This is a genomic window from Cupriavidus sp. 10L45 (assembly GCF_056395225.1).
The window spans coordinates 19,831-44,891 of record NZ_JBFTJC010000003.1 but is presented as its reverse complement, the minus strand read 5'-3'; the positions used below and the strand labels follow the sequence as shown (position 1 = coordinate 44,891).

The 25,061-nt window shown below is 66.9% G+C and carries 22 protein-coding genes and 1 tRNA gene; 10 read left to right on the top strand and 13 right to left on the bottom strand.

What is annotated here, in order from left to right; all coding sequences use genetic code 11:
• Window positions 1-16: 16 nt before the first annotated feature.
• Complete coding sequence (locus AC1DFU_RS06090; RefSeq protein WP_441593641.1) at window positions 17-1,324, bottom strand: CmpA/NrtA family ABC transporter substrate-binding protein; 1,308 nt, start codon at window positions 1,322-1,324, stop codon at window positions 17-19.
• A 530-nt stretch (window positions 1,325-1,854) separates the two neighbouring features.
• Between AC1DFU_RS06090 and AC1DFU_RS06085 the strand changes: the two genes are divergently transcribed.
• Together AC1DFU_RS06085 and maiA are read left to right on the top strand one after the other, a co-directional pair.
• Window positions 1,855-2,556: a fumarylacetoacetate hydrolase family protein gene (locus AC1DFU_RS06085; RefSeq protein ID WP_441593640.1), complete on the top strand. Its 702-nt coding sequence runs from the start codon at window positions 1,855-1,857 to the stop codon at window positions 2,554-2,556.
• A 7-nt stretch (window positions 2,557-2,563) separates the two neighbouring features.
• The gene (maiA, locus tag AC1DFU_RS06080) at window positions 2,564-3,208 is read left to right on the top strand and encodes a maleylacetoacetate isomerase (protein WP_177219867.1); all 645 of its coding nucleotides are present in this window, start codon (window positions 2,564-2,566) and stop codon (window positions 3,206-3,208) included.
• 94 nt (window positions 3,209-3,302) lie between these two features.
• Here the strand turns inward: maiA and AC1DFU_RS06075 are convergent, their stop codons facing one another.
• Window positions 3,303-5,639 (bottom strand): carboxypeptidase-like regulatory domain-containing protein, encoded by a 2,337-nt coding sequence (locus AC1DFU_RS06075; RefSeq protein ID WP_441593639.1) that lies wholly within the window; start codon window positions 5,637-5,639, stop codon window positions 3,303-3,305.
• Between the two features lie 236 nt (window positions 5,640-5,875).
• On the bottom strand, window positions 5,876-7,201 hold the full coding sequence (gene ftsY, locus AC1DFU_RS06070; RefSeq protein ID WP_441593638.1) for a signal recognition particle-docking protein FtsY: 1,326 nt from the start codon (window positions 7,199-7,201) through the stop codon (window positions 5,876-5,878).
• 61 nt (window positions 7,202-7,262) lie between these two features.
• On the opposite strand from ftsY, the gene AC1DFU_RS06065 reads away from it, so the two are divergent.
• The 5 genes from AC1DFU_RS06065 to AC1DFU_RS06045 all read left to right on the top strand — a co-directional run bounded on the left by AC1DFU_RS06065 (window position 7,263) and on the right by AC1DFU_RS06045 (window position 11,956).
• Window positions 7,263-8,813: a M16 family metallopeptidase gene (locus AC1DFU_RS06065; protein WP_092291663.1), complete on the top strand. Its 1,551-nt coding sequence runs from the start codon at window positions 7,263-7,265 to the stop codon at window positions 8,811-8,813.
• Between the two features lie 9 nt (window positions 8,814-8,822).
• Window positions 8,823-10,190 carry a M16 family metallopeptidase gene (locus AC1DFU_RS06060; protein ID WP_441593637.1) on the top strand — a complete coding sequence of 456 codons (1,368 nt, stop codon included), beginning with the start codon at window positions 8,823-8,825 and terminating at the stop codon, window positions 10,188-10,190.
• Window positions 10,191-10,307: 117 nt separating this feature from the next.
• Entirely contained in the window at window positions 10,308-10,952 is a 645-nt protein-coding gene (gene rsmD, locus AC1DFU_RS06055) for a 16S rRNA (guanine(966)-N(2))-methyltransferase RsmD (protein ID WP_177219859.1), read from the top strand.
• Between the two features lie 192 nt (window positions 10,953-11,144).
• Complete coding sequence (coaD, locus tag AC1DFU_RS06050) at window positions 11,145-11,630, top strand: pantetheine-phosphate adenylyltransferase (RefSeq protein WP_092291667.1); 486 nt, start codon at window positions 11,145-11,147, stop codon at window positions 11,628-11,630.
• 65 nt (window positions 11,631-11,695) lie between these two features.
• Window positions 11,696-11,956 carry a YfhL family 4Fe-4S dicluster ferredoxin gene (locus tag AC1DFU_RS06045; protein ID WP_092291669.1) on the top strand — a complete coding sequence of 87 codons (261 nt, stop codon included), beginning with the start codon at window positions 11,696-11,698 and terminating at the stop codon, window positions 11,954-11,956.
• A 107-nt stretch (window positions 11,957-12,063) separates the two neighbouring features.
• Here AC1DFU_RS06045 and pth read toward each other — a convergent pair whose 3' ends face one another.
• The 7 genes from pth to AC1DFU_RS06010 all read right to left on the bottom strand — a co-directional run bounded on the left by pth (window position 12,064) and on the right by AC1DFU_RS06010 (window position 18,318).
• The gene (gene pth, locus AC1DFU_RS06040; RefSeq protein ID WP_092291671.1) at window positions 12,064-12,660 is read right to left on the bottom strand and encodes an aminoacyl-tRNA hydrolase; all 597 of its coding nucleotides are present in this window, start codon (window positions 12,658-12,660) and stop codon (window positions 12,064-12,066) included.
• A gap of 122 nt (window positions 12,661-12,782) precedes the next feature.
• Window positions 12,783-13,400, bottom strand: coding sequence for a 50S ribosomal protein L25/general stress protein Ctc (locus tag AC1DFU_RS06035; RefSeq protein ID WP_092291672.1), 618 nt, complete (start codon window positions 13,398-13,400; stop codon window positions 12,783-12,785).
• 170 nt (window positions 13,401-13,570) lie between these two features.
• Window positions 13,571-14,524 carry a ribose-phosphate pyrophosphokinase gene (locus tag AC1DFU_RS06030; protein WP_092291674.1) on the bottom strand — a complete coding sequence of 318 codons (954 nt, stop codon included), beginning with the start codon at window positions 14,522-14,524 and terminating at the stop codon, window positions 13,571-13,573.
• Between the two features lie 98 nt (window positions 14,525-14,622).
• Window positions 14,623-14,699 (bottom strand) — tRNA-Gln (locus AC1DFU_RS06025).
• A gap of 60 nt (window positions 14,700-14,759) precedes the next feature.
• Window positions 14,760-15,638, bottom strand: coding sequence for a 4-(cytidine 5'-diphospho)-2-C-methyl-D-erythritol kinase (gene ispE, locus AC1DFU_RS06020; RefSeq protein ID WP_092292127.1), 879 nt, complete (start codon window positions 15,636-15,638; stop codon window positions 14,760-14,762).
• A gap of 8 nt (window positions 15,639-15,646) precedes the next feature.
• Window positions 15,647-16,267, bottom strand: coding sequence for an outer membrane lipoprotein LolB (locus tag AC1DFU_RS06015; protein WP_304441450.1), 621 nt, complete (start codon window positions 16,265-16,267; stop codon window positions 15,647-15,649).
• A gap of 137 nt (window positions 16,268-16,404) precedes the next feature.
• Window positions 16,405-18,318 (bottom strand): tetratricopeptide repeat protein, encoded by a 1,914-nt coding sequence (locus AC1DFU_RS06010; protein ID WP_441593636.1) that lies wholly within the window; start codon window positions 18,316-18,318, stop codon window positions 16,405-16,407.
• 215 nt (window positions 18,319-18,533) lie between these two features.
• Between AC1DFU_RS06010 and mutM the strand changes: the two genes are divergently transcribed.
• From mutM to mutY, 3 genes are all read left to right on the top strand, one after another.
• The gene (mutM, locus tag AC1DFU_RS06005) at window positions 18,534-19,469 is read left to right on the top strand and encodes a bifunctional DNA-formamidopyrimidine glycosylase/DNA-(apurinic or apyrimidinic site) lyase (RefSeq protein ID WP_441593635.1); all 936 of its coding nucleotides are present in this window, start codon (window positions 18,534-18,536) and stop codon (window positions 19,467-19,469) included.
• Between the two features lie 318 nt (window positions 19,470-19,787).
• Window positions 19,788-21,731 (top strand): dynamin family protein, encoded by a 1,944-nt coding sequence (locus AC1DFU_RS06000; protein WP_092291680.1) that lies wholly within the window; start codon window positions 19,788-19,790, stop codon window positions 21,729-21,731.
• Window positions 21,732-21,802: 71 nt separating this feature from the next.
• A complete protein-coding gene (mutY, locus tag AC1DFU_RS05995) occupies window positions 21,803-22,972 on the top strand; it encodes an A/G-specific adenine glycosylase (protein WP_441593634.1) in 1,170 nt (389 codons plus the stop codon).
• Window positions 22,973-22,999: 27 nt separating this feature from the next.
• Here mutY and AC1DFU_RS05990 read toward each other — a convergent pair whose 3' ends face one another.
• The 3 genes from AC1DFU_RS05990 to AC1DFU_RS05980 all read right to left on the bottom strand — a co-directional run bounded on the left by AC1DFU_RS05990 (window position 23,000) and on the right by AC1DFU_RS05980 (window position 25,007).
• Window positions 23,000-23,662 (bottom strand): LON peptidase substrate-binding domain-containing protein, encoded by a 663-nt coding sequence (locus tag AC1DFU_RS05990; RefSeq protein WP_441593633.1) that lies wholly within the window; start codon window positions 23,660-23,662, stop codon window positions 23,000-23,002.
• A 45-nt stretch (window positions 23,663-23,707) separates the two neighbouring features.
• Window positions 23,708-24,610: an RNase adapter RapZ gene (rapZ, locus tag AC1DFU_RS05985; protein WP_441593632.1), complete on the bottom strand. Its 903-nt coding sequence runs from the start codon at window positions 24,608-24,610 to the stop codon at window positions 23,708-23,710.
• Between the two features lie 64 nt (window positions 24,611-24,674).
• A complete protein-coding gene (locus tag AC1DFU_RS05980) occupies window positions 24,675-25,007 on the bottom strand; it encodes a PsiF family protein (RefSeq protein ID WP_092291688.1) in 333 nt (110 codons plus the stop codon).
• Window positions 25,008-25,061: the final 54 nt, after the last annotated feature.

Genomic DNA, 25,061 nt, shown 5'->3' with positions numbered 1-25,061 from the left:
CAAGGAAACGACGAGGTCAGGCTTTGATCTTGAATCCATCGGCATAGGCCTTGGGGTCCTTGGTGGCATCCCAGGTCACGCCGTCGATCAGCTTGGCGGTGCGGAAATCGCTCTTGGGCACGGCCACCTGCGCGGCGGCGGCGGCCTGCTTGAAAATATCGATCCGGTTCACCTGCTTGGCCACGGCCAGGTAGTCCGGGTGCTCCTTGAGCAGGCCCCAGCGCTTGTGCTGCGTGAGGAACCACATGCCGTCGGACAGGAACGGGTAGTTGGCCGCGCCGTCCTGGTAGAACTTCATCGAATCGGGGTCGTCCCAGGTCTTGCCCAGGCCGTTGCTGTAGCGGCCCAACATGCGGTCCAGGATGATGTCCATGTCGGTATTCACATAGGACTTGGCGGCGATGGTCTCGGCGGTCTTGCGGCGGTTCGAGGTCGAGGCGTCGATAAACTTCGAGGCTTCGAGGATGGCGGCGACCATCGCCCGTGCGGTGTTGGGGTTCTTCTGGACGAATTCCGCCGTGGTGCCGAGCGTCTTCTCGGGGTGGTCCTTCCAGATCGCCTGGGTGGTTTCCACGGTAAATCCGATCTTGTCGGCGATGGCGCGCGCGCCCCACGGCTCGCCCACGCAGAAGCCGTCCATATTGCCCACGCGCATGTTGGCCACCATCTGCGGCGGCGGGACGGTGATGGCCTTGGCATCCTGCATCGGATTGATGCCGTTGGCGGCCAGCCAGTAGTAGAGCCACATCGCGTGGGTGCCGGTGGGGAAGGTCTGGGCGAACACGTAGTCGCGCCGCTCCTTCATCATCAGTGCCTTCAGGCTGGCGCCGTCCTTCGCGCCTTTTTCGGCGAGTTTCGATGACAGCGTGATGGCCTGGCCGTTGTGGTTCAGGTTCATCAGCACGGCCATGTCCTTCTTCGGGCCGCCGATGCCGAGCTGCACGCCGTAGATCAGGCCATAGAGCACGTGGGCGGCGTCGAGTTCGCCGTTGACGAGCTTGTCGCGCACGCTGGCCCAGTTGGCTTCCTTGCTCGGCGTGATCTTGATGCCGTACTTCTTGTCCAGGCCGAGCGTGGACGCCATGACCACCGAGGCGCAGTCCGTCAGCGGGATGAAGCCGATGCGGACTTCGGATTTTTCCGGGGCGTCGGAGCCGGCCGCCCAGGCGCCGCTGCGCACCAGCGGATCCACCAGCGTCATCACGCCGGCCCCGGCGATGGTGGCCAGCACGCGGCGCCGGCTCTGGCTGGCTGGGGCTGCGTCGGGGATGGCCGGGACCACGGCTGCGGGCAGGGGCTTGGCGTCTTTGAGGCGAGAGGGCATGGCGATGGCTCCGAAAAAAGAAAAAGGCGTCCCGACCCGCAGCCCGCCTTCGCCAGCTTGCAGTTCAGGACGCCGTTGTCCCGCCGCGCGTGCCATGGTGGACAGCGCGGACGCGTTGTTCAGGTTGTGAGTTCGGGTGCTTCGAGCTTCGTGCTTCGGTACCACGCGGCCGTCGTTGGCCGTGCAGGCGATAACGCAAGCCACGTGCCAGCGTCGTTGCGGCGCACAAGCGCGCGGAAAACCTGCCGGAAATCCCGATCTGGAGGCAGCGCGGGGCGGGTCCGCCCGGGGTCGGTGCGGACGGTGGGCCGTGGCGGGGCACGGCGGATGGATGGGCGGGTAAGGGACTGCGCGAACTAGTGCGGGCCGGGCCGGCCCGCAGCGCCACAGTTGTGCAATGCACCAGCCGCGTGCGGGCGGGGAGGGTGCTCATTCGCCACTGTATGCGGCCGTACGCATGGGTGTATGCTTTTGGCCTACCGCGCCGCGCCGGCGCGGATTCCATCAGAAAAACAGTCTGGAGAGTTTGGATGACCGAGTTCGTTTTCGAGCCGCAAGCCCCCGTTGGCGTCCCCGTGCGCGGTAGCCGCGCAAGCTTTCCCGTGCGCCGGGTTTATTGCGTGGGCCGCAACTATGCCGCCCATGCGCGCGAAATGGGCTCGGACCCGGATCGTGAACCGCCGTTCTTCTTCTGCAAGCCGTCCGACGCGGTGAGCTACGTGGCCGACGGCACCGAAGGCACCTTCCCGTACCCGCCGGGCACCAGCAATTGCCACTATGAAGTGGAGCTGGTGGTGGCCATCGGCAAGGGTGGCAAGGATATCCCGGTCGAGCAGGCCGCCAGCCACGTCTACGGCTACGCCCTCGGCCTGGACATGACGCGCCGCGACCTCCAGAACGAATCGAAGAAGACCGGCCGCCCCTGGGAGACCGGCAAGGCATTCGACAAATCGGCGCCGATCGGCCCGATCCTGCCGGTGTCCGAGATCGGCCATCCGCAGAAGGGCGCGGTCACGCTGGCGGTGAACGGCGTGGAGAAGCAGCGCGGCGATCTGTCGGACCTGATCTGGTCGGTGCCCGAGATGGTGTCGTACCTCTCGAAATTGTTCGAATTGCAGCCCGGCGACCTGATCTACAGCGGCACGCCCGAAGGCGTGGGCCCGGTGGTGAAGGGCGACGTCATGCTGTGCCGCATCGAGGGTGTGGGCGAGTTGACCGTCAAGGTGGCCTGAGCCGATGCTGAAGCTCTACAGCTACTTCCGCAGCTCGGCTTCGTTCCGCGTGCGTATCGCGCTGGAACTGAAGGGCCTGCCGTACGAGTACGCGGGAGTGCACCTGCTCAAGGAAGGCGGCATGCAGCTCAAGCCCGAGTATCGCGCGCTCAACGCCGATGGCGTGGTGCCGACGCTCGTGGCCGACGGCAAGCCGCTGATCCAGTCGATGGCGATCATCGAATACCTGGATGAAACGCACCCCGAGCCGCCGCTGCTGCCGGCCAACCCGCTGGACCGCGCCATCGTGCGCGGACTGGCGCAGGAAATCGCCTGCGAGATCCATCCGCTGAACAACCTGCGCGTGCTGAAGTACCTCAAGCACACGCTGGGCGTGGCGGAGGAGGCGAAGGACGCGTGGTACCGGCACTGGATCGAGCAGGGCTTTGCCTCGCTCGAAGGCAACCTCCAGCAGATCGGCCGCGTGGGTCGGTACGCGTTTGGCGACACGCCGACGCTGATCGACCTGTGCCTGGTGCCGCAGGTATTCAACGCGCACCGGTTCAACGTCGATCTGGACCGATTCCCACAGATCGCGCGCATTCACGCGGCCTGCATGGAGCTGGAAGCCTTCCAGAAGGCCGCGCCGGCGGCGCAGCCGGATAGCGAGTAGTCCGCTTTTATCGGATGGTTCCGACGTTTGCAGGAAGCCCGGCAGCGATGCCGGGCTTTTTTGTTGCCGATTGGCCGATTGGCCGATTTGGCGGTTATGGGGCCAACGGCTTGCAGGCCGTATCACCGTGCCCGACGATGCAGCGCGTCAGGCGATTGCTGACGCCGCCAGCCGTCCATTCGGCCATCACGTAGAGATAGGCACCGCTCCACGGACCCGGCTGACCCGCCATGCCGGACAGGCGTCCGTCCGGCGTGAGCGTCGGCCGCCAGGCGGTAGAGGCGCAGGATGCGCCACTTCTCGTCAGGCACACGAGGCTCCAGGTGACGGGGGCCGTGACATCGAGCGCGGGGGCGGTGCTGCGGACCGCAAGCTGGCCGTCGGTGACCACGTATTGGCCGTTAGGCACATCGGCCCCGGACGCCGCCGCGCCGGGCGTGGATAGGCCCAGTGGCAAGACGATCTCCACCTTGTCGCCCACCGGGTCTTCCACCGGCACCACCTTGAGCTGCATGACGCCGCGCAGACCGGGTTTGTCGGCCGAGGTGGCGCGCAGCCAGAGCGACGGCACGCCGTAGCTCGCCCCGACGACGAGGTCCATCGTGTGATCGGGCGGGATGATGGGCGACACATCGGGCATGGTCAGCGTGCCATCGGCGGCCATGGCAGCGCCCGGCGCCCACGGGGCGCAGTCGCTCACGCCGTAGTTGATGTCCATGCCGCACGAGAGCTCCCACTGCACCGACCGCAACGGATGGCCTGCATTGCCGAAGTAGGCCTGGAAGGTGTCGTCGTGCAGGTTGTGGACCGGGTAGGTCGGCAGGCTGTGCAAGCCGCTGTCATCGGTGTAGGTGGTCATGTCGTCGGTGGTGCGGCCGCCTGCGCCATAGCGTCGCCCGACGATGACGATCGTCGGCGCCTCCAGCGTCACCGATGCCTGGCGCATGACCAGATGGTCGGCCGTGCTGCGCACGGTGATCGAGACCTGCCGGCCGCCGGTGTTCAGTACAGCGTCCAGATCGGCGCCGCGCGGAGAGCGGTAGCGCCCGCTGGCCGAAATCGTGCCGACTGCCGGGTTGCCTCCGGGCACACCATCGACCAGCCATTCCAGGGGCGTCGTACCAAGGTTGCGCGTGGCGAGCGCGAACTGGATGGTCTTGCCGCCGGCCTTGTCGGCATCGAAGAACACCAGCGATCCGGTACCGGGTGTCAAGTCAATCTGGGGCAGCCCGGACAGGCGCACTACCACTTCGTCGGTCGCGCGCCATTGCAGCTTGTTCACGGTTGCGCCGCCGCCGAGGTTGCCGATGCGCACCGAGAACCTGCCGTCGACCGCATCGTCCGGCACGGACACGGACGTGATACCGGCGTCCAGCGTGATCGCGGCGTGGCCGCTGGTGGCATAGCCCCCGGGCGCCTCGGTGAACGTGGCGGTCAGGTACGCCTGGCCAGAGTAGGGCACGCCGGCTGGATCGAGCACCTTGATGCGCATGGCGCGGGTGGTCCGGAAGTAGTCGCAATTCCACCAGCTGAAGTGATCGACATCGGCCTGCATCGCCAGCCCGGTGGGACTGTCGGGCGATGCCACGACAACGCCCGAGATGTCGGTGGCCTGCCGCCACTGGCCGGTGCTGTCGTCCATGCTCCAGACCGGCACGGTATCGCCCGGCTTGAGCAGTCTGCCGTCCGGCGTGGTGGCGGCATAGAGCGGGATGGAGATCCGCGCGGTCTTGCCGGGCGCCAGTTTCAGCGGCTGGCCGTTCTGCGAGAACGAGAAATCGGCCATGCCCATGCTGACCATGATGCCGTCCACGCCGTCCTGGCGCAGGTACGGCGTGCCCGGGAAGCCTTCCGGATTGCCGGCCGCGCTGTAGGGCGTGATGTCAATCTGCACGGTGCCACTGACCGGCTTGCCGTCAGGGGTCACGAACGACCCGGGGGCCACCGTGACGCTGGCGCCATCGCCGCCGGCAAAGGTGCCGCCGGACTGGAAGCCCGGCGCGGAGAGGGTCGTGCCGACGGGCAGCAGCGTGGCCTCGATGCGTGCGTCGCGCGTGGCGGTCACCGGCACCACCTGCTCGACGTAGCCGGTCTTCGACAGCCGCACCACGGCATTGCCGGCTGGCACCGCGAGCGCGGCAAAGTCGCCGCTGGCCGAAGTGGCGCCCTGCGCGACCACGGCCTTGCCATCGGCGCCGGACACCTTGACGGTGACATCGGCGGCATGGCCGTGGGGATTGCCCCCGCCGGCGGCCTGGTAGACCTGGCCCGACAGGGCGATGGTCTGGCGCGGCACGGGCGGCGGATCGACCTTGCCGGTGCCTCCGCCTCCGCCGCCATTGTCATCGCCGCCGCACGCCGCCATCAGCGTGGCGACGCAAAGCGATCCGAGCCAGGCGCGCATCCTGCGTGGCTTCAACGTTCCATTCATGGTTCTCGTCCTCAGGTGAAGAATGCCGGGGGGCGAGCCATTGCAGCAGCCATCCCTGGGACGACGGTTGATGTCAGTCAACGTTGGCCACGCAGCTAGTCCGGCCCCTTCCGGCAGCCAAACGGGCCTGCCGGAGGGGCAAGTCGCAGCGAGGCGCTAGCGATAAAACGAAAATGGCGAGCCCGGGGGCTCGCCATGCTGGTTTTGCAGGGGAAGCTGGCCAAAGCCAGCCGTGCTCAACCGAGTAGTGCTTCAGCGAATTCGTCAGCCTTGAATGGCTGAAGATCTTCCACCTTCTCGCCCACGCCGATGAAGTACACCGGCACCGGGCGCTGCCGGGCGATGGCGGCGAGGATGCCGCCCTTGGCCGTGCCATCCAGCTTGGTCACGATCAGGCCGGTCAGGCCCAGCGCGTCGTCGAAGGCGCGGGTTTGGGACAGGGCGTTCTGCCCGGTGTTGGCGTCGATCACCAGCAGCACCTCGTGCGGGGCCGTCGGCATCGACTTGCCGATCACGCGCTTCACCTTCTTCAGTTCTTCCATCAGATGCAGCTGCGTGGGCAGGCGCCCCGCGGTGTCCGCCATCACGATGTCGATCTTGCGCGCGCGCGCCGCGTTCACGGCATCGAAGATCACTGCCGCCGGGTCGCCGCCTTCCTGGGCGACCACGGTGACGTTGTTGCGCTCGCCCCAGATCGTCAGTTGCTCGCGCGCGGCGGCGCGGAAGGTGTCGCCGGCCGCCAGCAGCACCGACTGGTGGTAGGCCTGGAAGTGCTTGCAGAGCTTGCCGATGCTGGTGGTCTTGCCGGCGCCGTTCACGCCCGCGATCATCATCACCAGCGGCTGCTCGCGGCCCAGTTCCATGGTCTTCTCGAGCGGGCGCAGCAGGTCGGTCAGCAGCTCGCGCAGGGCGATCTTCACGGCTTCGGCGGTCTCGAGGCGCTCGTTCTTCACGCGGCGGCGCAGTTCGCCGAGCAGGAACTCGGTGGCTTCGACGCCGGCGTCGGCCATCAGCAGCGCGGTTTCGAGTTCCTCGAACAGGGCCTCGTCCACCTTCACGCCGACGAACAGCGTGCCGAGGTTTCGGCTCGTCTTCGACAGCCCGGCACGCAGGCGCGTCATCCAGCCACGCTTGGCCTCGGCGGTCTGGGTTGGCGGCGGCGTTAGTTCGAGTTCCTCGACAACCGGCGGCTCATAGGCGACCGGCGCCGGCGGCGGAGGCGGCACTTGGGCGGGAACCGGGACCGGCACGGGCACCGGGGCAGGCACCGGAGCGGGAGCCGGAGCGGGAGCCGGGGCAGGTGCGGGGGCCGGAACCGGGACGGGGACAGGCACCGGAACAGGAACAGGCACCGGCACGGGGACCGGAACCGGGGCAGGCGTTGGAGCTGGAGCGGGGACAGGCAAGGGCGCCGGCGCCGGGCTGGGCGACGGCTGGGGTTGGGGGGCAGCGGTGGGCGAGGCCACCGGTGCCGGCGTGATGGCCGGCGTCGGCTCGGCAGCCGGCGGCTCGGCGGGCGCAGGGGCCGGCTCGGCCTTGCGCTTCTTCCAGAAACTAAACATTAGGGAAAGGGGTCAATACCCCGGTAGAATCAATCGCCAAAATTCTAGCAGACGGGGTCGCATGAACCATTGCGCTGTCTTGTCCGGAGCGGGCGCCGCCCGAATCCGATCAATGCCCACCGCCCGCCTCTCGCGGCGCGTCCTTCCCACACTGGTTGCTGCTTTCGCCTTCTCCGGCCTGTCAGGATTGCCCGGATTTGGCGGATTCGCCGGATTTAGTGGCGCGGCGATGGCCCAGACCACCGCGCCCACGCCGCAGGGCCCGCCTTCCGGAGCGCGGACCGCTTCCGCGGTGGGCCAGCCCCAGGCGGGCACCACCGAATTCCAGCTCTCCAACGGCATGCGCGTGATCGTCAAGGAAGACCATCGCGCGCCCACCGTGGCGCACCAGATCTGGTACCGCACGGGCGGCATCGACGAGGTGAGCGGCACCACGGGCGTGGCCCACATGCTCGAACACATGATGTTCAAGGGCACGCCGAAGGTGCCGGTGGGCGAGTTCTCGCGCCAGATCGCCATGCTCGGCGGTCGCGAGAACGCCATGACCAACCGCGATTTCACGCTCTACTACCAGCAGATCGCCAAGCAGTACCTGCCGAGGATGATGGAGCTGGAGGCCGACCGCATGGCCAACCTCATCATCAAGAAGGACGAATTCGACCGCGAGATGAAAGTCGTGATGGAGGAGCGCCGCCTGCGCACCGACGACTCCCCGCGCGGCACCGTCTACGAGCAGCTACTGGCCACGGTCTACACCGCCGCCGCCTACCGGCATCCGGTGATCGGCTGGATGGATGACCTCGTCAACATGCGCGTGGAGGACGTGCAGGCCTGGTACAAGGCCTGGTACGTGCCGAACAACGCGCTGCTGGTGGTGACCGGCGACGTCAAGCCGGACGAGGTGCGCGCGCTGGCCGAACGCTACTACGGCAAGCTCAAGCCGCGCGCGCTGCCGCTGCGCAAGACCCAGCTCGAGGCTACCCAGAAGGGCATCAAGCGCATCTGGGTCAAGGCGCCGGCCGAGAACCCGTACATGGTCATGGCCTACAAGGTGCCGCGCCTGCATGACGTGGAGAAGGATGTCGATCCGTACGCGCTGGAGGTGCTGTCCGCCGTGCTGAACGGCTACGACAACGCCCGCCTGACCCGCGAACTGGTGCGCGAGCAGCGCCTGGCCGACGACGTGAACGTGGGCTACGACAGCATCAATCGCGGCGAATCGCTGTTCGTGCTCGACGGCACCCCGGCCAACGGCCACACCACGGACGAGATCGAAAAAGCCCTGCGCGAGGAAATCCAGCGCATCGCGAAGAACGGCGTGTCCGAGGAAGAGCTGAAGCGCGTCAAGGCGCAGGTGGTGGCGGGCCAGATCTACAAGCGCGACTCGGTATTCGGCCAGGGCATGGAGATCGGCACGGCTGAGATCTCCGGCATCTCGTGGCGCCAGATCGACCGCATGCTCGACAAGATCAAGGAAGTCACGCCAGCCCAGGTGCAAGCCGTGGCGGCAAAGTATTTCAACGATGACAACCTGACCGTGGCCACGCTGGTGCCGCAGCCGATCGACCCCAACAAGCCCAAGACTGCCGCCCCGGAAGGGCTGCGTCACTGAGGAGCCACGATGTCCTTGTCCGTCATGACGATTGCCTCGCCACGGATGGTGCGCCGGCTGGCCGGGGTGGCCTGCGGGGCGATTGCCCTCCTGGCCGGCTCCGTGGCCCAGGCCGCGCTGCCCATCGAGAACTGGACGGCCTCCACCGGCGCGAAGGTGTTCTTCGTGCCGAGTCCGTCGATTCCGATGCTCGATGTCAATATCGATTTCGACGCCGGCGGCCGCTACGACCCGCCCGGCAAGGCCGGATTGGCCACGCTGACCGCCGCGCTGCTCGACAAGGGCGCGGCCGCCCAGGACGGCCAGCCCGCGCGCAATGAAGCCCAGGTGGCCGATGCCTTCGCCGACACGGGTGCCGATTTTGGCGGCGCGGCTGGCGGCGACCGTGGCGGCATCGGCCTGCGCACGCTGACCGCCTCGCCCGAACGTGAGCAGTCACTACGGCTGGCCGGGCAGCTGATCAAGGCGCCGACCTATCCGGCGGCCGTGGTCGAGCGCGAGAAGCAGCGCCTGATTACCGCGATCCGCGAGGGCGACTCGCGTCCCGGCGTGATCGCCGACAAGACGCTGTCGAAGGCCGTGTATCCGAACCATCCGTACGGAGTGTCGGCCACGCCGGAATCGGTGGCCGCCATCTCGCGTGATGACCTGCTGAAGTTCTGGCGCGACAACTACACCGCCAAGCGCGCCGTGGTCACGCTGATCGGCGCCATCGACCGCAAGCAGGCCGAGCAGATCGCCGAAGACCTGACGCGCGGCCTCCCCGACGGCGTGGCCGCGCCCAAGGTGCCGGACGTGCAGATGACGATTCCGGGCAGCGAGAAGCGCATCCCCCATCCGGCGCAGCAGGCCAGCGTGGCGATGGGCCAGCCGGCCATCGCGCGCGGAGACCCCGACTACTTCGCCCTGCTGGTGGGCAACTACGTGCTCGGCGGCGGCGGGTTCAGTTCGCGGTTGACTGACCAGGTGCGCGAGAAGCGCGGGCTGACCTACGGCGTGGACAGCTATTTCGGGCCGGCGAAGCAGCCCGGGCCGTTCGGCATCACGCTCCAGACCAAGAAGGAGAACACCGACGAGGCGCTGCGGCTGGTGCGCGAGATCCTGAAGCAGTACGTGCAGACCGGCCCGACCGACGCCGAACTGCGTGCCGCCAAGGACAACCTCGTCAATGGCTTCCCGCTACGCATCGACAGCAACCGCAAGCTGCTGACCAACGTGGCGAACATCGGCTGGTACGGCCTGCCGCTCGACTATCTCGACACCTGGACGACGCAGATCGGCAAGGTCACGCGCGAGCAGGTGCGGGCGGCTTTCCAGAAGCACGTGCATCCGGATGCCATGGCCACGGTCATCGTGGGCGGCCCGGTGCAACCCTGAGTTGGCGCTAACTTGGCGCCGGGTTGGCGCAGCATCGATCGTTGAGACGATTCTGATTGTGAAGCCGCGCAGCCGCCAGAGGGTGTGGCGGGGCGCGGCAGGCTCTACAATCACGGCATGAATTCGCGCACCAAACCATCGCCCGCACCGCGCGGGCGATCTGCTTCTCCCTCCCCTCGCCAGGCGCCGGCGCAGGTCCGCATCATTGGCGGGCGCTGGAAGCGCTCGCTGCTGCCGGTCCTCGAGGCCGAAGGGCTGCGGCCCACGCCTGACCGCGTTCGGGAAACCCTGTTCAACTGGCTCGGCCAGGACATGTCCGGGATGACCTGCCTCGACCTGTTTGCCGGCTCCGGCGCACTTGGCTTCGAGGCGGCGTCCCGTGGCGCGGCGGCCGTCACGCTGGTGGAGGCCAACCCGCGTGTGGCGCGCCAGTTGCGCGACAATCAGTACCGGTTCGACGCCGAGCAGGTCAAGGTGATCCAGGGCGACGCCTTCGCCGTGGCCGCGCAGATGCCGGGCGCCAGCTTCGACGTGATCTTCCTGGACCCGCCGTTCGCCGAGGACTGGCTCGGGCCGGCGCTCGAGCATGCAGCACGGCTGTCGCGGCCGGGTGGCGCGGTCTATGTGGAGACCGACCACGCGCTGATCGGGCCCGATGCGCCGGTGCCGGCCTCGCTCGAGATCGTGCGGCAGGCCCGCGCGGGCGCGGTGCACTTCCACCTGCTCCAGCACAAGGTGCCGGGGCAGGGCGAAGCAGGGTAGTCGTACGACGAGTTGCCGCGCCGGGCAAGCGTTTGCGGGCGTGCTGCAACGCCGCAGAAAGCCTGTGGATGGACTTCCAAATGCCGCATTTGGCGTTACACTACGCCGCTGTTGTTTGTTCAACGCTCGTCACGCAGCCAGAATCCATCGATCGGCCACAAGGCCGGCAGCGGGCACCCCAAAGGAGGAAATATGGTCGTCGCGGTCTATCCCGGTACATTCGATCCCATGACCCGGGGACACGAGGATCTCGTCCGTCGCGCGTCGAATATCTTCGACGAGCTGGTGGTCGGCGTGGCGCACAGCCCCAACAAGCGCCCGTTCTTCTCGCTGGAGGAGCGCATCGGTATCGCGAAGGAAGTGCTCGGGCACTATCCCAACGTGCGCGTGGAAGGCTTCTCGGGCCTGCTCAAGGACTTCGTGCGCAAGAACAATGCGCGCGTGATCGTGCGCGGCCTGCGCGCGGTGTCGGATTTCGAGTACGAGTTCCAGATGGCCGGCATGAACCGCTACCTGCTGCCGGACGTGGAAACGATGTTCCTGACCCCCTCGGACCAGTACCAGTTCATCTCGGGCACCTTCGTGCGCGAGATTGCCGTGCTGGGCGGCGATGTCAGCAAGTTCGTATTCCCCTCGGTGGAGCGCTGGCTGCAAGAGAAGATTGGCAAAGCGGAATAGAATGGAGCCTTCGAACCCGCCGACGCGGCCAGTCGGGCGCGGGCGGGTCGCAGGAAGGAAATATCATGGCGCTATTGATCACTGACGACTGCATCAACTGCGACGTTTGTGAGCCCGAGTGCCCGAACGAAGCAATTTCGATGGGGCCCGAGATCTACGAGATCGACCCCAACAAGTGCACCGAGTGCGTCGGCCACTTCGACGAACCGCAATGCCAGCAGGTATGCCCGGTGGCTTGCATTCCGAAGGACCCGAACCGCGTGGAGTCCCAGGAGGTGCTGATGCAGCGCTACCGGCTGCTGACCGCCGCGCGGCATGCGGCTTGAGCATTATTCAGCACTCAGGCCATACCCGTTCCGGGTTGTCCGGCAATAAAAAACCCCGCATTGCGGGGTTTTTTATTGCCTGCTGACATTGGGCCGGAAGATACCCTTCACTTGCCCGTGTGCAGCTCCATCATCGCGCGCTCGTTCTCGCCACGCGCCAGCAGCCCCAGCGGGCCGATGCTGCGGTCGATCGCCGTGTCGATGGCTTCCTGCTCTTCCTTTCGTGGCGGCTTGAGCACATAGTTGACCACATCCTCGCGGCCGGCCCCGGCGCCGCCCGGCGCATTGCGCGGATGGCCCACGCCGAGCCGCAGGCGCCAGTACTCCTGGGTGGTCAGGTGCGCGGCAATGTCCTTGAGCCCGTTGTGCCCGCCTGCGCCGCCGCCGCGCTTGAGCTTGACCGCGCCCGCAGGCAGGTCCATCTCGTCGTGCGCGACCAGGATCTCGTCCGGCAGGATCTTGTAGAAGCGCGCCAGCGACACCACGGCGAGCCCGGAGCGGTTCATGAACGTGGACGGCTTGAGCAGCCAGATGTCCTGGTCCCAGAGCCGGGCGCGGCCGGCCAGGCCGTGGAAGCGGCCCTCCACGCGCAGCGTTGTGCTGCCCATGCGGGCGAGTTGGTCGACGAGCCAGAAGCCGGCGTTATGCCGCGTGGCCTCGTATTCCGCCCCGGGATTGCCGAGGCCGACGATGAGCTTGATCATGCGATGAATCGGGAAGGTCGGGAGAGTCTGGCGCGAGACAGCATACGTCAAAACGCTGGCGAAAATCCCGCGCGAAAAAAAACCGCCGGCGAACCGGCGGTTTCTTCGATGCGCGAGAAGGCTTAGGCAGCCGGCGTTTCGCCAGCGGCTTCGCCACCTTCAGCAGCTTCGGACACACCACCGGCCGGCAGCGAGATGCTGGCAACGGCGGGGTTGTCGTCACCGTGGGTGATGGCGGTCACGCCCTTCGGCAGCTTCACGTCCGACAGGTGCAGGGTCTGGCCCAGTTCGGCCTGGCCCAGATCCACTTCGATGAACTCGGGCAGGTCGGCCGGCAGGCACGACACTTCCAGGTCGTTCAGGATGTGGTTCACGATGCCGTGGCCCAGCTTCACGCCAGGAGCGGATTCCTGGTTCATGAAGTGCAGGGGCACCTTGACGTGGATCTTGTCGGTGGCCGACACGCGTTGGAAATCAACGTGCAGCACCAGCGGCTTGAACGGGTGCATCTGGAACGCGCGCAGCAGCGCCTTCTCGGACGCGCCACCCACTTCCAGGTCCAGGATCGACGAGTGGAACGCTTCCTTCTTCAGGGCGTGCCACAGCGCGTTGTGATCCAGTTCGATCATCTTGGGCTCGGCGGCGCCGCCATAGATGATGCCGGGGGTCTTGCCGGAATTGCGCAGGCGGCGGCTCGCACCCGTTCCCTGTACGCTACGCTCGAAAGCGATGACTTTCATGGTGTACTCCAAATAGTAAGAAGGCTGTCCGCGACCAGACAGCCTCGACTGAAGCGGCACGACGAGAATGTAGTGCCGCTTGAAGCACATTGGCCGCCAAACCTGGCAGCCAATGCGGTAAAGCCCAAAATTCTAGCAGGTATCGCTATGCAGCGGCTACCCAGCGCGCATCAGTGGTCGGCAAACAGCGACATGATCGAGTCGCCCTTCACGATCCGGGTGAAGGTCTCAGCCAGCAGCGGGGCGGTGGAGACCTGGCGGATCTTGCCGGACTGGCGGGCTTCGTCGGACAGCGGGATGGTGTCGCACACCACCACTTCGTCCAGCTCGGACGCCGCGATGCGGGCTGCGGCACCGCCCGACAGCACCGGATGGGTACAGTAGGCGAAAACCTTCAGCGCGCCGCGCTCCTTGAGCACCTGGGCGGCCTTGCACAGCGTGCCGCCGGTGTCGATCATGTCATCCATGATCACGCAGTTGCGGCCTGCCACTTCACCGATGATGTTCATCACCTCGGCCACATTGGCCTTGGGACGACGCTTGTCGATGATCGCGAGGTCGCAGTTCAGTTGCTTGGCCAGCGCACGGGCGCGGACCACGCCGCCAACATCGGGCGAGACGACGAGCAGGTCGCCGTAGTTCTTCTCGCGCAGGTCGCCGAGCAGCACGGGCGACGCATAGATGTTGTCGACGGGAATATCGAAGAAGCCCTGGATCTGGTCGGCGTGCAGGTCCATCGTCAGGACGCGCTCTACACCGGCCACTTCGAGCATGTTGGCCACGATCTTGGCCGAGATGGCCACGCGCGCCGAACGCGGGCGGCGATCCTGGCGGGCATAGCCGAAGTAGGGCATGGCGGCGGTGATGCTGCGGGCCGAGGCGCGCTTGAGGGCATCGACCATCACCATCAGTTCCATCAGGTTGTCGTTGGTCGGCGCGCAGGTGGACTGCAGCACGATGACGTGCTTGCCGCGAACGTTTTCCTGGATTTCGACCTGGACTTCGCCGTCGGAGAAACGGCCTACCAGTGCCTTGCCCAGGGGAATGCCGAGGTGCTGTACGACAGCCTCCGCGAGTTTGGGGTTGGCGTTGCCGGTAAATACCATCAAGCCTTCGCTGCTCATTCGGGGCACCTGTCTTGCTGCTGGGGGAGATTTTGTGACCGCCGGCCATTGCCGGCAGCCGATTCTGCGAGTGTTCGTCAGAACACTATAGGAAGTAATGGCAGGGGAGGAAGGATTCGAACCCTCGCATGCCGGAATCAAAATCCGGTGCCTTGACCAACTTGGCGACTCCCCTACACAACCTTTATCGACTGTCGCGGCGCCAAACTGAAGCACCTCGCCAGACGAAAACTTGCTATGCGAATGTTGCGAGCGGGTGATGCGACAAACTACTCACACACCTGCCATCCCATTCCGATGGCACCTGTTCCACAACCTGCTGCGCAGTTTGCTGATCGTCGAAACGGGCAAACACGCAGGCTCCGGAACCGGTCATCCTTGCATGGGGACTGTATTGTCTCAGCCATTCAAGGGCTCGGGCAACTTCGCCGAATTTCGCTGTTGCTATCGCTTGCAGGTCGTTGCGACCGAAAGCGAATTTGTTTGTGCAAGCAGCGAAGTCGGTAATTATGGAGATGGGCGTATCCCTTGTCAAGCGTTCGTCCGAAAATATTGCAGCGGTGGGCACGTGCTGGCGCGGGTGGATGACGACGAACCAACTGGACGGCAAATCCACGGGCGTCAGTTCCTCGCCCACCCCTTCCGCGAAGGCGTTCTGGCCGAAGACGAACACCGGCACATCGGCGCCCAGCGAGAGGCCGATCCGCATCAGTTCGTCGCGCGGCAGCCGCACGCCCCAGAGGTGATTCAGCGCCAGTAGCGTGGTGGCCGCATCGGACGATCCGCCGCCGATGCCGCCGCCCATCGGCAGCCGCTTCTCGATGGCGATGTCCGCGCCGAAGCGGGTGCCGCTGGCCTGCTGCAGGGCACGCGCCGCGCGCACCACGAGGTCGGTGTCCGCCGGCACACCGGGGATGTCGGTGGTGCGGGCGATCACGCCATCGTCGCGGCGGTGAAAGTGCAGGGTGTCCGACCAGTCGACTAGCTGGAATACGGTCTGGAGCGTGTGGTAGCCGTCCGGGCGGCGCCCGGTCACGTGCAGGAACAGGTTGAGCTTGGCCGGCGCCGGGCAGTCGCGCAGGTCCGGGGGCGGCAGGGAGGTATCGGTGGTCATGGCGGCGGTCATTGGCGGGCCTCCGGGTCGATCACGAGCCGCACGGTCATCGGCGACGGGCCGCCGTCGCGCGCCATGTCGATGCGACGCGGCCGGGCGGTGGCCACGGTGGCACCTTCCGGCGGCTCCTGCCAATCCACATAGCGCACGGTCCAGCCGGCCTGCGTGAGGGTGTCGAGGCGGCCGCGCACGTCGCGCGTGGCGTTGGCCGGCGCGCCCGGCGCGGGGCGGCCGTGCAGCCAGTCGCGCATGCCCGAGACGGGCAGCGAGAAGCCCAGCGCCTGTTCCATCAGCGCGTCCACCTCGGGCGCGTTGCGCGGCGGCTCATTGGGCAGGTCGAGCGTGGCGCCCGAGGGCGTGGACGTCACCACGGCCAGCGTCTGGCCCAGCGGCGAAACGAGGTCCAGTCGCACGTTACGCCCCTGTTCCTCCCAGCGGAAGCTGCCCTGCACGCCTTCGTTGCGGCCATAGCGGGTGTAGTTGGCGGCGAAACGGCCCGAGTAGTGCTCGCTGCGGGCGGTCTCGCCGGCGTCGAAGCCGCGCGAGGGCGCCACGCTGGCGCAGCCGGCCAGCCAGAGCGGGGCGGCAAGGCAGAACAGGGCCAGGCGACGGGATCGGAGCATGGTCATGAGTCGTCGGTCGGAAAAATCGGGATGTATGACGAGGTGGCGATGGCCGCCAGGGCGACCATCGCACAACAGCGCCCCGGCGCCCTCCATCGCACGGTATTGCATCGGATGGCGGGCGGCCCGGGCCGGTTGGCAGCTTACTTGGACAGCAGCACGTTCTGGTTGTAACGGCGCAGCGTGTCGATCAGTGTCTGGTTCTCGGGCTCCGCCTTGGCGGCCTCGGTCCAGGTGCGGCGTGCTTCGTCATGCTGGCCCAGTTGCCAGAGCACCTCGCCCAGATGCGCGCCGATTTCAGCCTCGGGCGCCTTCGAGTAGGCGTTGCGCAGCAGTTCGGCGGCCGGTTGCAGTTCGCCCTGGCGATACTTCACCCAGCCCAGGCTGTCCATGATGTAGGGATCGTCCGGGCCAAGCTCGGACGCGCGTTCGAGCAGCTTGCGGGCTTCGGCCAGCCGCTCGTTGCGGTCGGCCAGTGAGTAGCCGAGCGCGTTGTAGCCCTGCTTCTGCTCCGGCTGCATGGCGATGACCTTGCGCAGGCCGCGTTCCATGCTTTCGTAGCGCTTCTCGCGCTCGTCGAGCATCGCCAGTTCGTAGACCCAGTCGGCATTGTCCGGCTCCACGCGCACGCGTTCCTCCAGTGACTTGCGCGCGCGGTCGTAGGCCTTGGCGTCGATCAGCGTGGCCACTTCTGCCTGGCGGATCGCCGCCATGCGCTGGCCGCGCTGGCCGGGGTCGGCGATGTCCTCGGCATCGGCCAGCATGTCGCTGAACACGGCCTGGGCGTCGTCGAGCTTGCCCATGCGCGCCAGCAGCTGCGCGCGCTTGGCCTGGGCTGCCGGTGCGAGGCGGCTGTCTTCGATCCGGTCGAGCCACTGGATGGCCTGCGCGTAATCCTTCTTTTCCTCGGCGATCTGCGCCAGGTACTGGAAGGCTACGTCCGGATTGGCGGCCGGGGATTTCTCGGCCATGCGCAGGTATTCCTGCAGGTAGCGCTCGGCGTCGTCGTAGCTGCGCGCCTGGAGGCTGGTCAGGCCCAGCGCCAGCGGCACGCGCGGGTCGTTCGGGGCGACCTTGCGCAGCGCCTCGAACTCGGCGCGCGCGGCTTCCATGTCGTTCTTCTGCAGGTACAGGCGGGCCAGCGTGATGTGGCCGTTGACCGAGGCCGGTGCCTTGGCCAGGAAGCGCTTGAGCAGGGCGATGGACTTGTCCGGCGCGCTCTCGGCCTGGAGTTCGGCGGCCATCAGCGCGGCGGGCTCGAGGTCAGGCTTGATGCGCAGCGCCTCGTCCAGCTCGGCCAGCGCGCCGGCGTTGTCGCCGGCCGCTTCCTTGGCGCGGGCAATGGCCAGATGCGTCTCGGCGAACTTGGTGTCGTTGGCGGTCACGCGCTGGAGCACGGCCACGGCGCCGGCCGGATCGCTGGTGCGCGAGATCTGCTGCTGCATCTGCAGGATGGCTTCCGGGCGATGGCCCGGCGGCGAGCTGGCCAGCTGCTGCACCAGCAGCGGCTCGGCCTCGTCCCAGCGGCCGTTCAGCACCAGCAGGGTGGAAAGCACTTGCCGCGCGGCGGGCGAGGTGGGCGCCAGTTCGGTCCAGAGCCGGGCGGCGTCCAGCGCCTGCTGCGAAATCCGCGCGTTGAACGCGATTTCCGTGGCGCGCTGGGCCAGGCGCGGGTCACGCGTCTGGCGCGCGAGGTCCATGTAGGTGCGGTAGGCGGTGCCGACCAGGCCACGCTGGAGCGAGATCTCGGCGGCCAGCACCCGATAGAGGATGTCCGGCGTCAGCGACACATTCGGCAGCGGCGTGCGCGGCGCCCGGGGCTTGGTCACGGAGGCCGGCGGCGGCACGTCGATGGCTTCTTCGTCGCCCTGCGCCACCCGGGGTGGCGCGGCGTGCGCCACCGTGGCGAACGCGCCGAATGCTAGGCAGGCGGAGACGGCCAGCGCACGCGCATGGCGGCGCAAGCCGCTGGCGGGGCCGGCGGGCGCGGCGGGAAATGCTGTCATCGGAATGAGGTCCGGGCGCATGGCCTGAAGGGACGAACGGAAGTCCGGCATGAAATCGATGCTCCGGGCGCGCGGGGGCGTAGGAATGGATGAGAGGCATTGTAGCCTGCCGCTACAATGCCCTGCTTGCCGCGAGGGGCCAATGCGTTTGGGAACCCGCACAGCGCGCCGCGCGCGCCGCTGGTTCCTGCGAGGTTGGAGCGCCAAACCGGGCAAGAGGTTCTGATGGGAAGGCCGACGGAAGTCGAGAAGGAGGTCCTGGGGCGATGCCGGAATTGCCGGAAGTGGAAGTCACGCGGCGCGGACTGCTGCCGCACGTGGTGGGGCGGCGTATTGTCGACGTGACGGTGCGTCACCGCGGCCTGCGCTGGCCGGTGGAGCCGGAACTGGAGGCGCGGCTGGCCGGGCGCGTGATCGGGCGCGTCGAGCGGCGCGGCAAGTACCTGCTGATCGAATGCCTGCCGGCGGCCGGCACCGGATGTGGCGCGGAGGGCCTGGAAGGTGACACCGACACCGGCTGGCTGCTGATTCACCTCGGCATGACCGGCACGCTGCGGGTCTATCCCGATGCACCATCCCCGGGCACCCACGATCACCTCGACCTCGTCCTGGCCGCGCCCGACGACCCCCCTGATGCCCCCAATGTCCCTGAAGCCCCGGATTCCCCCGATTCCCGTCCGGTGACCCTGCGCTTCCGCGACCCGCGCCGTTTCGGGGCGATTATCTGGAGCCCCTTGCCAGAGGCGGACCTCGGCGAGCATCCGCTGCTGCGCAAGCTCGGCCTCGAGCCGTTCGATCCGCGCTTCGACGGCGCCTGGCTCCATCGCCATACGCGGGGTCGGTCCGTGGCGATCAAGACCGCGCTGCTGGCCGGCGAGATCGTGGTGGGCGTGGGCAATATCTATTGTTCGGAAAGCCTGTTCCGGGCCGGCATCCGGCCGACCACGGCGGCGGGCCGGCTCAGCCTCGCGCGCTGCGACAAGCTGGCCGTGGCCGTGCGCGAGACGCTGGCCGAGGCCATCGCCCGGGGCGGCAGCACGCTCCGCGACTTCGTCGGCAGCGACGGCAGCAGCGGCTACTTCCAGCTGGATTGCTTCGTTTATGACCGGGCCGGCGAGCCGTGTCGCGTTTGCGGCACCCCGATCCGCCAGATCGTGCAGGGCCAGCGTTCCACCTTCTATTGCCCGCATTGCCAGCATTGACGGGGGTCTCGGCGGCTTGGTGCGCGTGACGATCCAATGTCCATACATTGTCGTCCGGCATTGCCGATGGCTCCGCGCAACACTCTGTGACGGCGGCGCGCGCAAGGGACGTGAATTCCACAAAATCCGACACAAACCATGTATCGTGTGCGCAGACATAAAAAGTTACAAAAAGCGCCGAATCTCCCACTAATGTGGCATTGATCCGGTGCGCGTCTCGTGGCGGGGTCCGAGGGTCAACGGGTAGCCTTGCGCGAGGCGGGTCGTACGAGTTCGAACCAATAAATCCGAGCCGAAACAGCGAACGCGCACAACTCCATGACGAGCCTCGCCCATCAATTCGAACAATATGGCGCCTGGAGAACCGGGGTCCTTCAGTCTCTCGCCGAATTCCAGTCGTGGCTGCAACAGTACGACCTCTATGACGCTACCGCGGATGACCGCGTCCAGCGCATTCAGAACGTTCTCAAGAGCGACCGCCTCAAGGTGGCGTTCATCGCCGAGTTCTCGCGCGGCAAGAGCGAACTGATCAACGCGATTTTCTTTGCCGACTACGGCCGGCGCATCCTGCCGTCGTCGGCGGGCCGGACCACGATGTGTCCGACCGAGCTGCGCTACGACGAGAACGAGCAGCCGAGCATTCGCCTGCTGCCGATCGAGACGCGCCTGCACGACGCCTCCACGGCCGATTTCATGGAGCCCGGCTCGTCCAATTCGCATTGGACCACGGTGCCGCTGGATCCGTCGTCGCCCGAGGGCATGCTGGCCGCGTTCCAGCACGTGGTGGAAACCACGCGCGTGACGCCGGCCGTGGCCGAATCGCTCGGCCTCTATAACGAGAACGACCCGGACGCCGCGTGGTCGGTCGATGCCGATGGCATGGTCGAGATCTCGCGCTGGCGCCATGCGGTGATCAACTTCCCGCACCCGCTGCTGCGCCAGGGCCTGGTCATCCTCGACACGCCGGGCCTGAACGCGATCGGTACCGAGCCGGAACTGACGCTGCGGCTGATCCCCGATGCGCACGTGGTGGTCTTCGTGCTGGCCGCCGACGCCGGCGTGACCAAGAGCGACCTCGAACTGTGGCGCAGCCACGTGGGCGCCGGCCATCGCCGGGGCTGCCTGGCCGTGCTGAACAAGATCGACGGGCTGTGGGACCCGCTCAAGTCGTCGCCGGAGATTGCCTCGGAGATTTCGCGGCAGGTTCGCTCGACGGCCCAGATCCTCGGCATCGAAGAGCGCCGCGTCTACCCGGTGTCGGCGCAGAAGGGCCTGGTCGCCAAGGTCACCCAGGACCAGCCGATGCTGGTACGCAGCAACCTGCCGCAGTTCGAGCACGTGCTGTCCGACCAGCTGATTCCGCAGCGGCGCGAGATCGTGTCCGATCAGGTCCAGCGCCTGGTGCAGGACATGTCGCGCGGCGCCCAGCAACTGCTGCAAAGCCGCCGCCGGGACATCGTCGAGCAGTTGTTCGAGCTGCGCGGCCTGCGCGGCAAGAACCACGCGATGGTCAAGCACATGCTGCTGCGCGTGCAGGGCGAGAAAGAGGAATTCGAGCAGAGCATCTCGAAGTTCCAGGCGCTGCGCCTGGTCTTCGGCCGCCACAGCGCGGACATCATCAAGAGCCTGCAGTTGCGCGACGTGCGCCGCACCATGCGTGACGCCCGCGAGCAGATGAAGGAGCGATTCTTCTCGCGCGGCCTGCGCGAGGACATGGAGGCGCTGTTCGGCCAGTTGACCGGCCTGATCCACGATGCCGACCAGAAGATCGCCGGCCTGCATCAACTGGTGGACAGCATGTATCGCCGCTTCAACGCCGAGCACGGTTTCACGCTGCCGGCGCCGATGCAGTTCGTCACCTCGCGCTACGCGGTGGAGCTGCAGGAAACGCTGCAACTGGTGAACAACCACTTCGGCACGGTGAACATGCTGACCCGTTCGCGGCCGCAGTTGGTGCAGAACGCGTTCGCGACGATGGCGAGCCGGGTTCTGGAGAATTTCCGAGACCTGAACCGCGATATCGAGATCTGGCTGAAGTCCGTGATGACGCCGCTCGAGGCGCAGGTGCGCGAGCATCAGAAGCAACTGCGCCGTCGGGTGGATTCGATCGAACGCATCCACGAGGCCACCGACACGCTGGAAAGCCGCATCGCCGAACTCGAACAGGTGCTTAACGGCCTGGACGAGCGCAGCACCAAGATCGAGGGGTTTGCCAAGGTTCTCGTCGAACCGGCAGTCGAGCACGGCGCGCGCGCGGCCTGACCGGGCACCGCATCGCGGTATCATGTGGCGCCGCCTTAGAGCGGCGCTTTTCTTTTCCCCACCGCCCCGCAATGCCCCGCAAGTCAGCCGCCGCCCCCACCCTCCCAGCCAGCCCCGACATTGCCGTGCCCGACGACTTCGGCGCCCGCGTGGTGACGTGGCAGCGCACGCATGGCCGGCACGACCTGCCGTGGCAGAACACGCGCGACCCGTACCGGATCTGGCTGTCCGAGATCATGCTCCAGCAGACCCAGGTGGCGGCGGTGATCGAGTACTTCCAGCGCTTCGTGACCGCGCTGCCCACCGTGGCCGCGCTGGCCGCCGCGCCGGCCGACGCCGTCATGGCGCTCTGGGCTGGCCTGGGCTACTACTCGCGCGCGCGCAACCTGCACCGCTGCGCGAAGACGGTCATGGACGACCACGGCGGCGAGTTCCCGACCGATCCGGCCGTGCTGGTTACGCTGCCCGGCATCGGCCGCTCGACGGCGGCTGCCATCGCCGCGTTCAGCGCCGGCGTGCGCTCGCCCATCCTCGACGGCAACGTGAAGCGCGTGTTCGCGCGCGTGTTCGGCATGCACGGCTATCCGGGCGAGCGGGCCATCGAGATGCGGATGTGGGCGCTGGCCGAGCGCGCCTTGCCGCCCGCCGGCCCGCATCAGGCCGAAGACATGGTGGCCTACACGCAGGGGTTGATGGACCTGGGCGCGACGATCTGCTCGCGCGGCAAGCCGGCTTGTCTGGCCGATGCGGCGGCCTGCCCGCTGGCCGCCGAATGCGTGGCGCGCCGCGAGAACCTGACCGGCACGCTGCCGACGCCCAAGCCGCGTGCCGCGATTCCCGAGCGCAGCACCGTCATGCTGATCATCCGCCACGGCCGCGACGTTCTCGTCAATCTACGACCCGACAGCGGTATCTGGGGCGGCCTGTGGAGCCTGCCCGAGATGCCCGTCGACACGGTGCCCTTCGATGCAGACGCAGCCGAGGACGCCGCGCGCGAGGTCGCCCGGCAATTCGGCGAGCCGACCTCTGCGACGCTGGCCGGGGAGCTGACGCACGTGTTCACGCACTTCCGCCTGTTGATCCGCGCGGTGCGGGTGGACCTGGGCGCGCTGGCGCTGCGCGGCGGCGCGGACGATGGCGTCAGCCGGCGCTGGCTGTCGCTCGACGATCTCGATGCGCTCGGCACGCCCGCACCGGTGCGGCGGCTGCTCGAAGATCAGGCGCGCGGCGGCTTGTTCTAGGGAAAATTCAGGAAACGGCGAGAGGCGTCAGACGATGTGATGCTGACGCATGTAGCGGTGGACGATCTCGATGCGCATGCCGGCATCGGGTAGCGCCATCAGCATTTGCTTGGCCTTGAGCGGCACGGGCAGCAATTCGCAGAGCCGGTTGGCGACCCAGCTCGGGTCGTCCCAGTGATACGGCTCGTTGAAGGGCAGGCGCGACTTGTCGGCCTGCTCTGCATGGATGGCGCTGACGATGCGCCGCAGCGCCGACAGGCATTCGCCGAGCAATTCGAGCTTGCAGTCGATCTCGTCGGGCGGCAGCAACTCCACCCGGGCCACGATCAGGCCGTCATCACGCGTGCTGTGGGAAAGGACCTGGAAGCGTTGCCGGCCGCGCGCCTCGATCAGCAGCACGCCCAGTTGCTCCATATTGCAGTCGACGATATCGGCCAGGCAGCCCACGTCTTCGGGCACGGTGGGCTGGTCCTGCTGCGCCACCTCGTTGCCACTCGCGATCAGGCAGACGCCGAACGGCGTGTGGTCGCGCATGCAGTTGCGCACCATGTCCACATAGCGCGCCTCGAATACGCGCAGCGGCAGGCGGCCATCGGGAAACAGTACCGTGTGGAGCGGAAACAGGGGCAGCGCGTCCAGATCAGGCGCGGGATGCGTCGAATGACCAGTGTCTGGTGGATGTGACGACATGCGATGCCGGTTCCGGTTCCACTACCAGGGAGGGACGTTGGCGCGTCAGCCTGCCGGGGCAAGCTCGCGGTGCCTGACCAGCACATTACCATGTGCCCGGAAGTAGTTGGCAAGTCTTTCCGCGATAAACACCGAGCGGTGCTGGCCGCCCGTGCAGCCGATCGCCACGGTCAGGTAGCTGCGGTTATCGGCAATGAAACTCGGCAGCCACTTCTCCACGTAGGCGCGGATGTCCTCGGCCATCGCCAGCACCATCGGCTGGCTTTGCAGGAAGTCGATCACCGGCACATCGCGGCCCGTGAGGGGGCGCAGCGCGAGGTCGTAGTAGGGGTTGGGCAGCGAGCGCACGTCGAAGACCATGTCCGCGTCACTCGGCACGCCATGCTTGAAGCCGAACGATTCGAACAGCAGCGTGAGCTGCTGGCTGTCCTCGCCCCGGATCAACTCTTTGATCCAGCTGCGCAGCGTGTTGGTGCGGACGTTGCTGGTGTCGATACGGTGCGCCGATTCGGCCAGCGGGCTCAGCAGCTCGCGCTCCATCTCGATGGCTTCGATCAGCGAGGTATCGTGCGGTGCCGCATCGGCATTGGCGCTGCCCGGCAGGGCGGGTACCTCGGCCACGCGCCCGGACAACGGGTGGCGGCGGCGTGTTTCGGAGTAGCGCTGCACCAGCGCGTCGGTGTTGGCGGTCAGGAACAGCACCTGCACCTGATGGCCGGCGGCGGCCAGTTGGCGCACGGTGTCCGGCAGCCGCGCCAGCGACTCGCGGCTGCGAATGTCGGTGGCCACGCCCAGGTGGGTATAGCCCTGCTCGGCCAGGTAGCTGGTCAGCTCGGGCAGGAATTGTGCCGGGAGGTTGTCGACGCAGTAGTAGCCTGCATCTTCCAGGACATTGAGGGCGACAGACTTGCCGGAGCCGGAGATTCCGGTGATGAGGAGGATCCGCATAGCCCTGCAAGGATAGCACCGGGTGATGGCTGCGTCATGACACCCGGCGCACAAAAAGTGACGATCAGGCCGCCGGCTTGGACAGGCAATCGCTCATGAACTTCTTGTAGTCGTCGCCCTTCTTGCCCTTGCCCTGCTTGCTGCAGGCGGTCATCTTGTCCTGCTGGGTCTTGGGTTCGGCGGCGGCGGCGGGCTTGTTGGAGAGGCAGTCGCTCATGAACTTGTTGCGCTCGTCGCCCTTCTTGCCGGTGGCCTGGGCGTTGCAGGCCTTCATCTTGTCCTGTTGGGCGTTGGGCGCCTTGGCGCCAGAGGCGGCGGGGGCCGAGGCACTCTGGGCAAACGCGCCCGTGGCCAGCAGCGGGGTCACCAGCAAACACATCGCGATCAGCTTCTTCATGCTTCTCTCCTTGGCTGTGGAAACACTACGAATGGGTCCGATCCATTGGCTCGA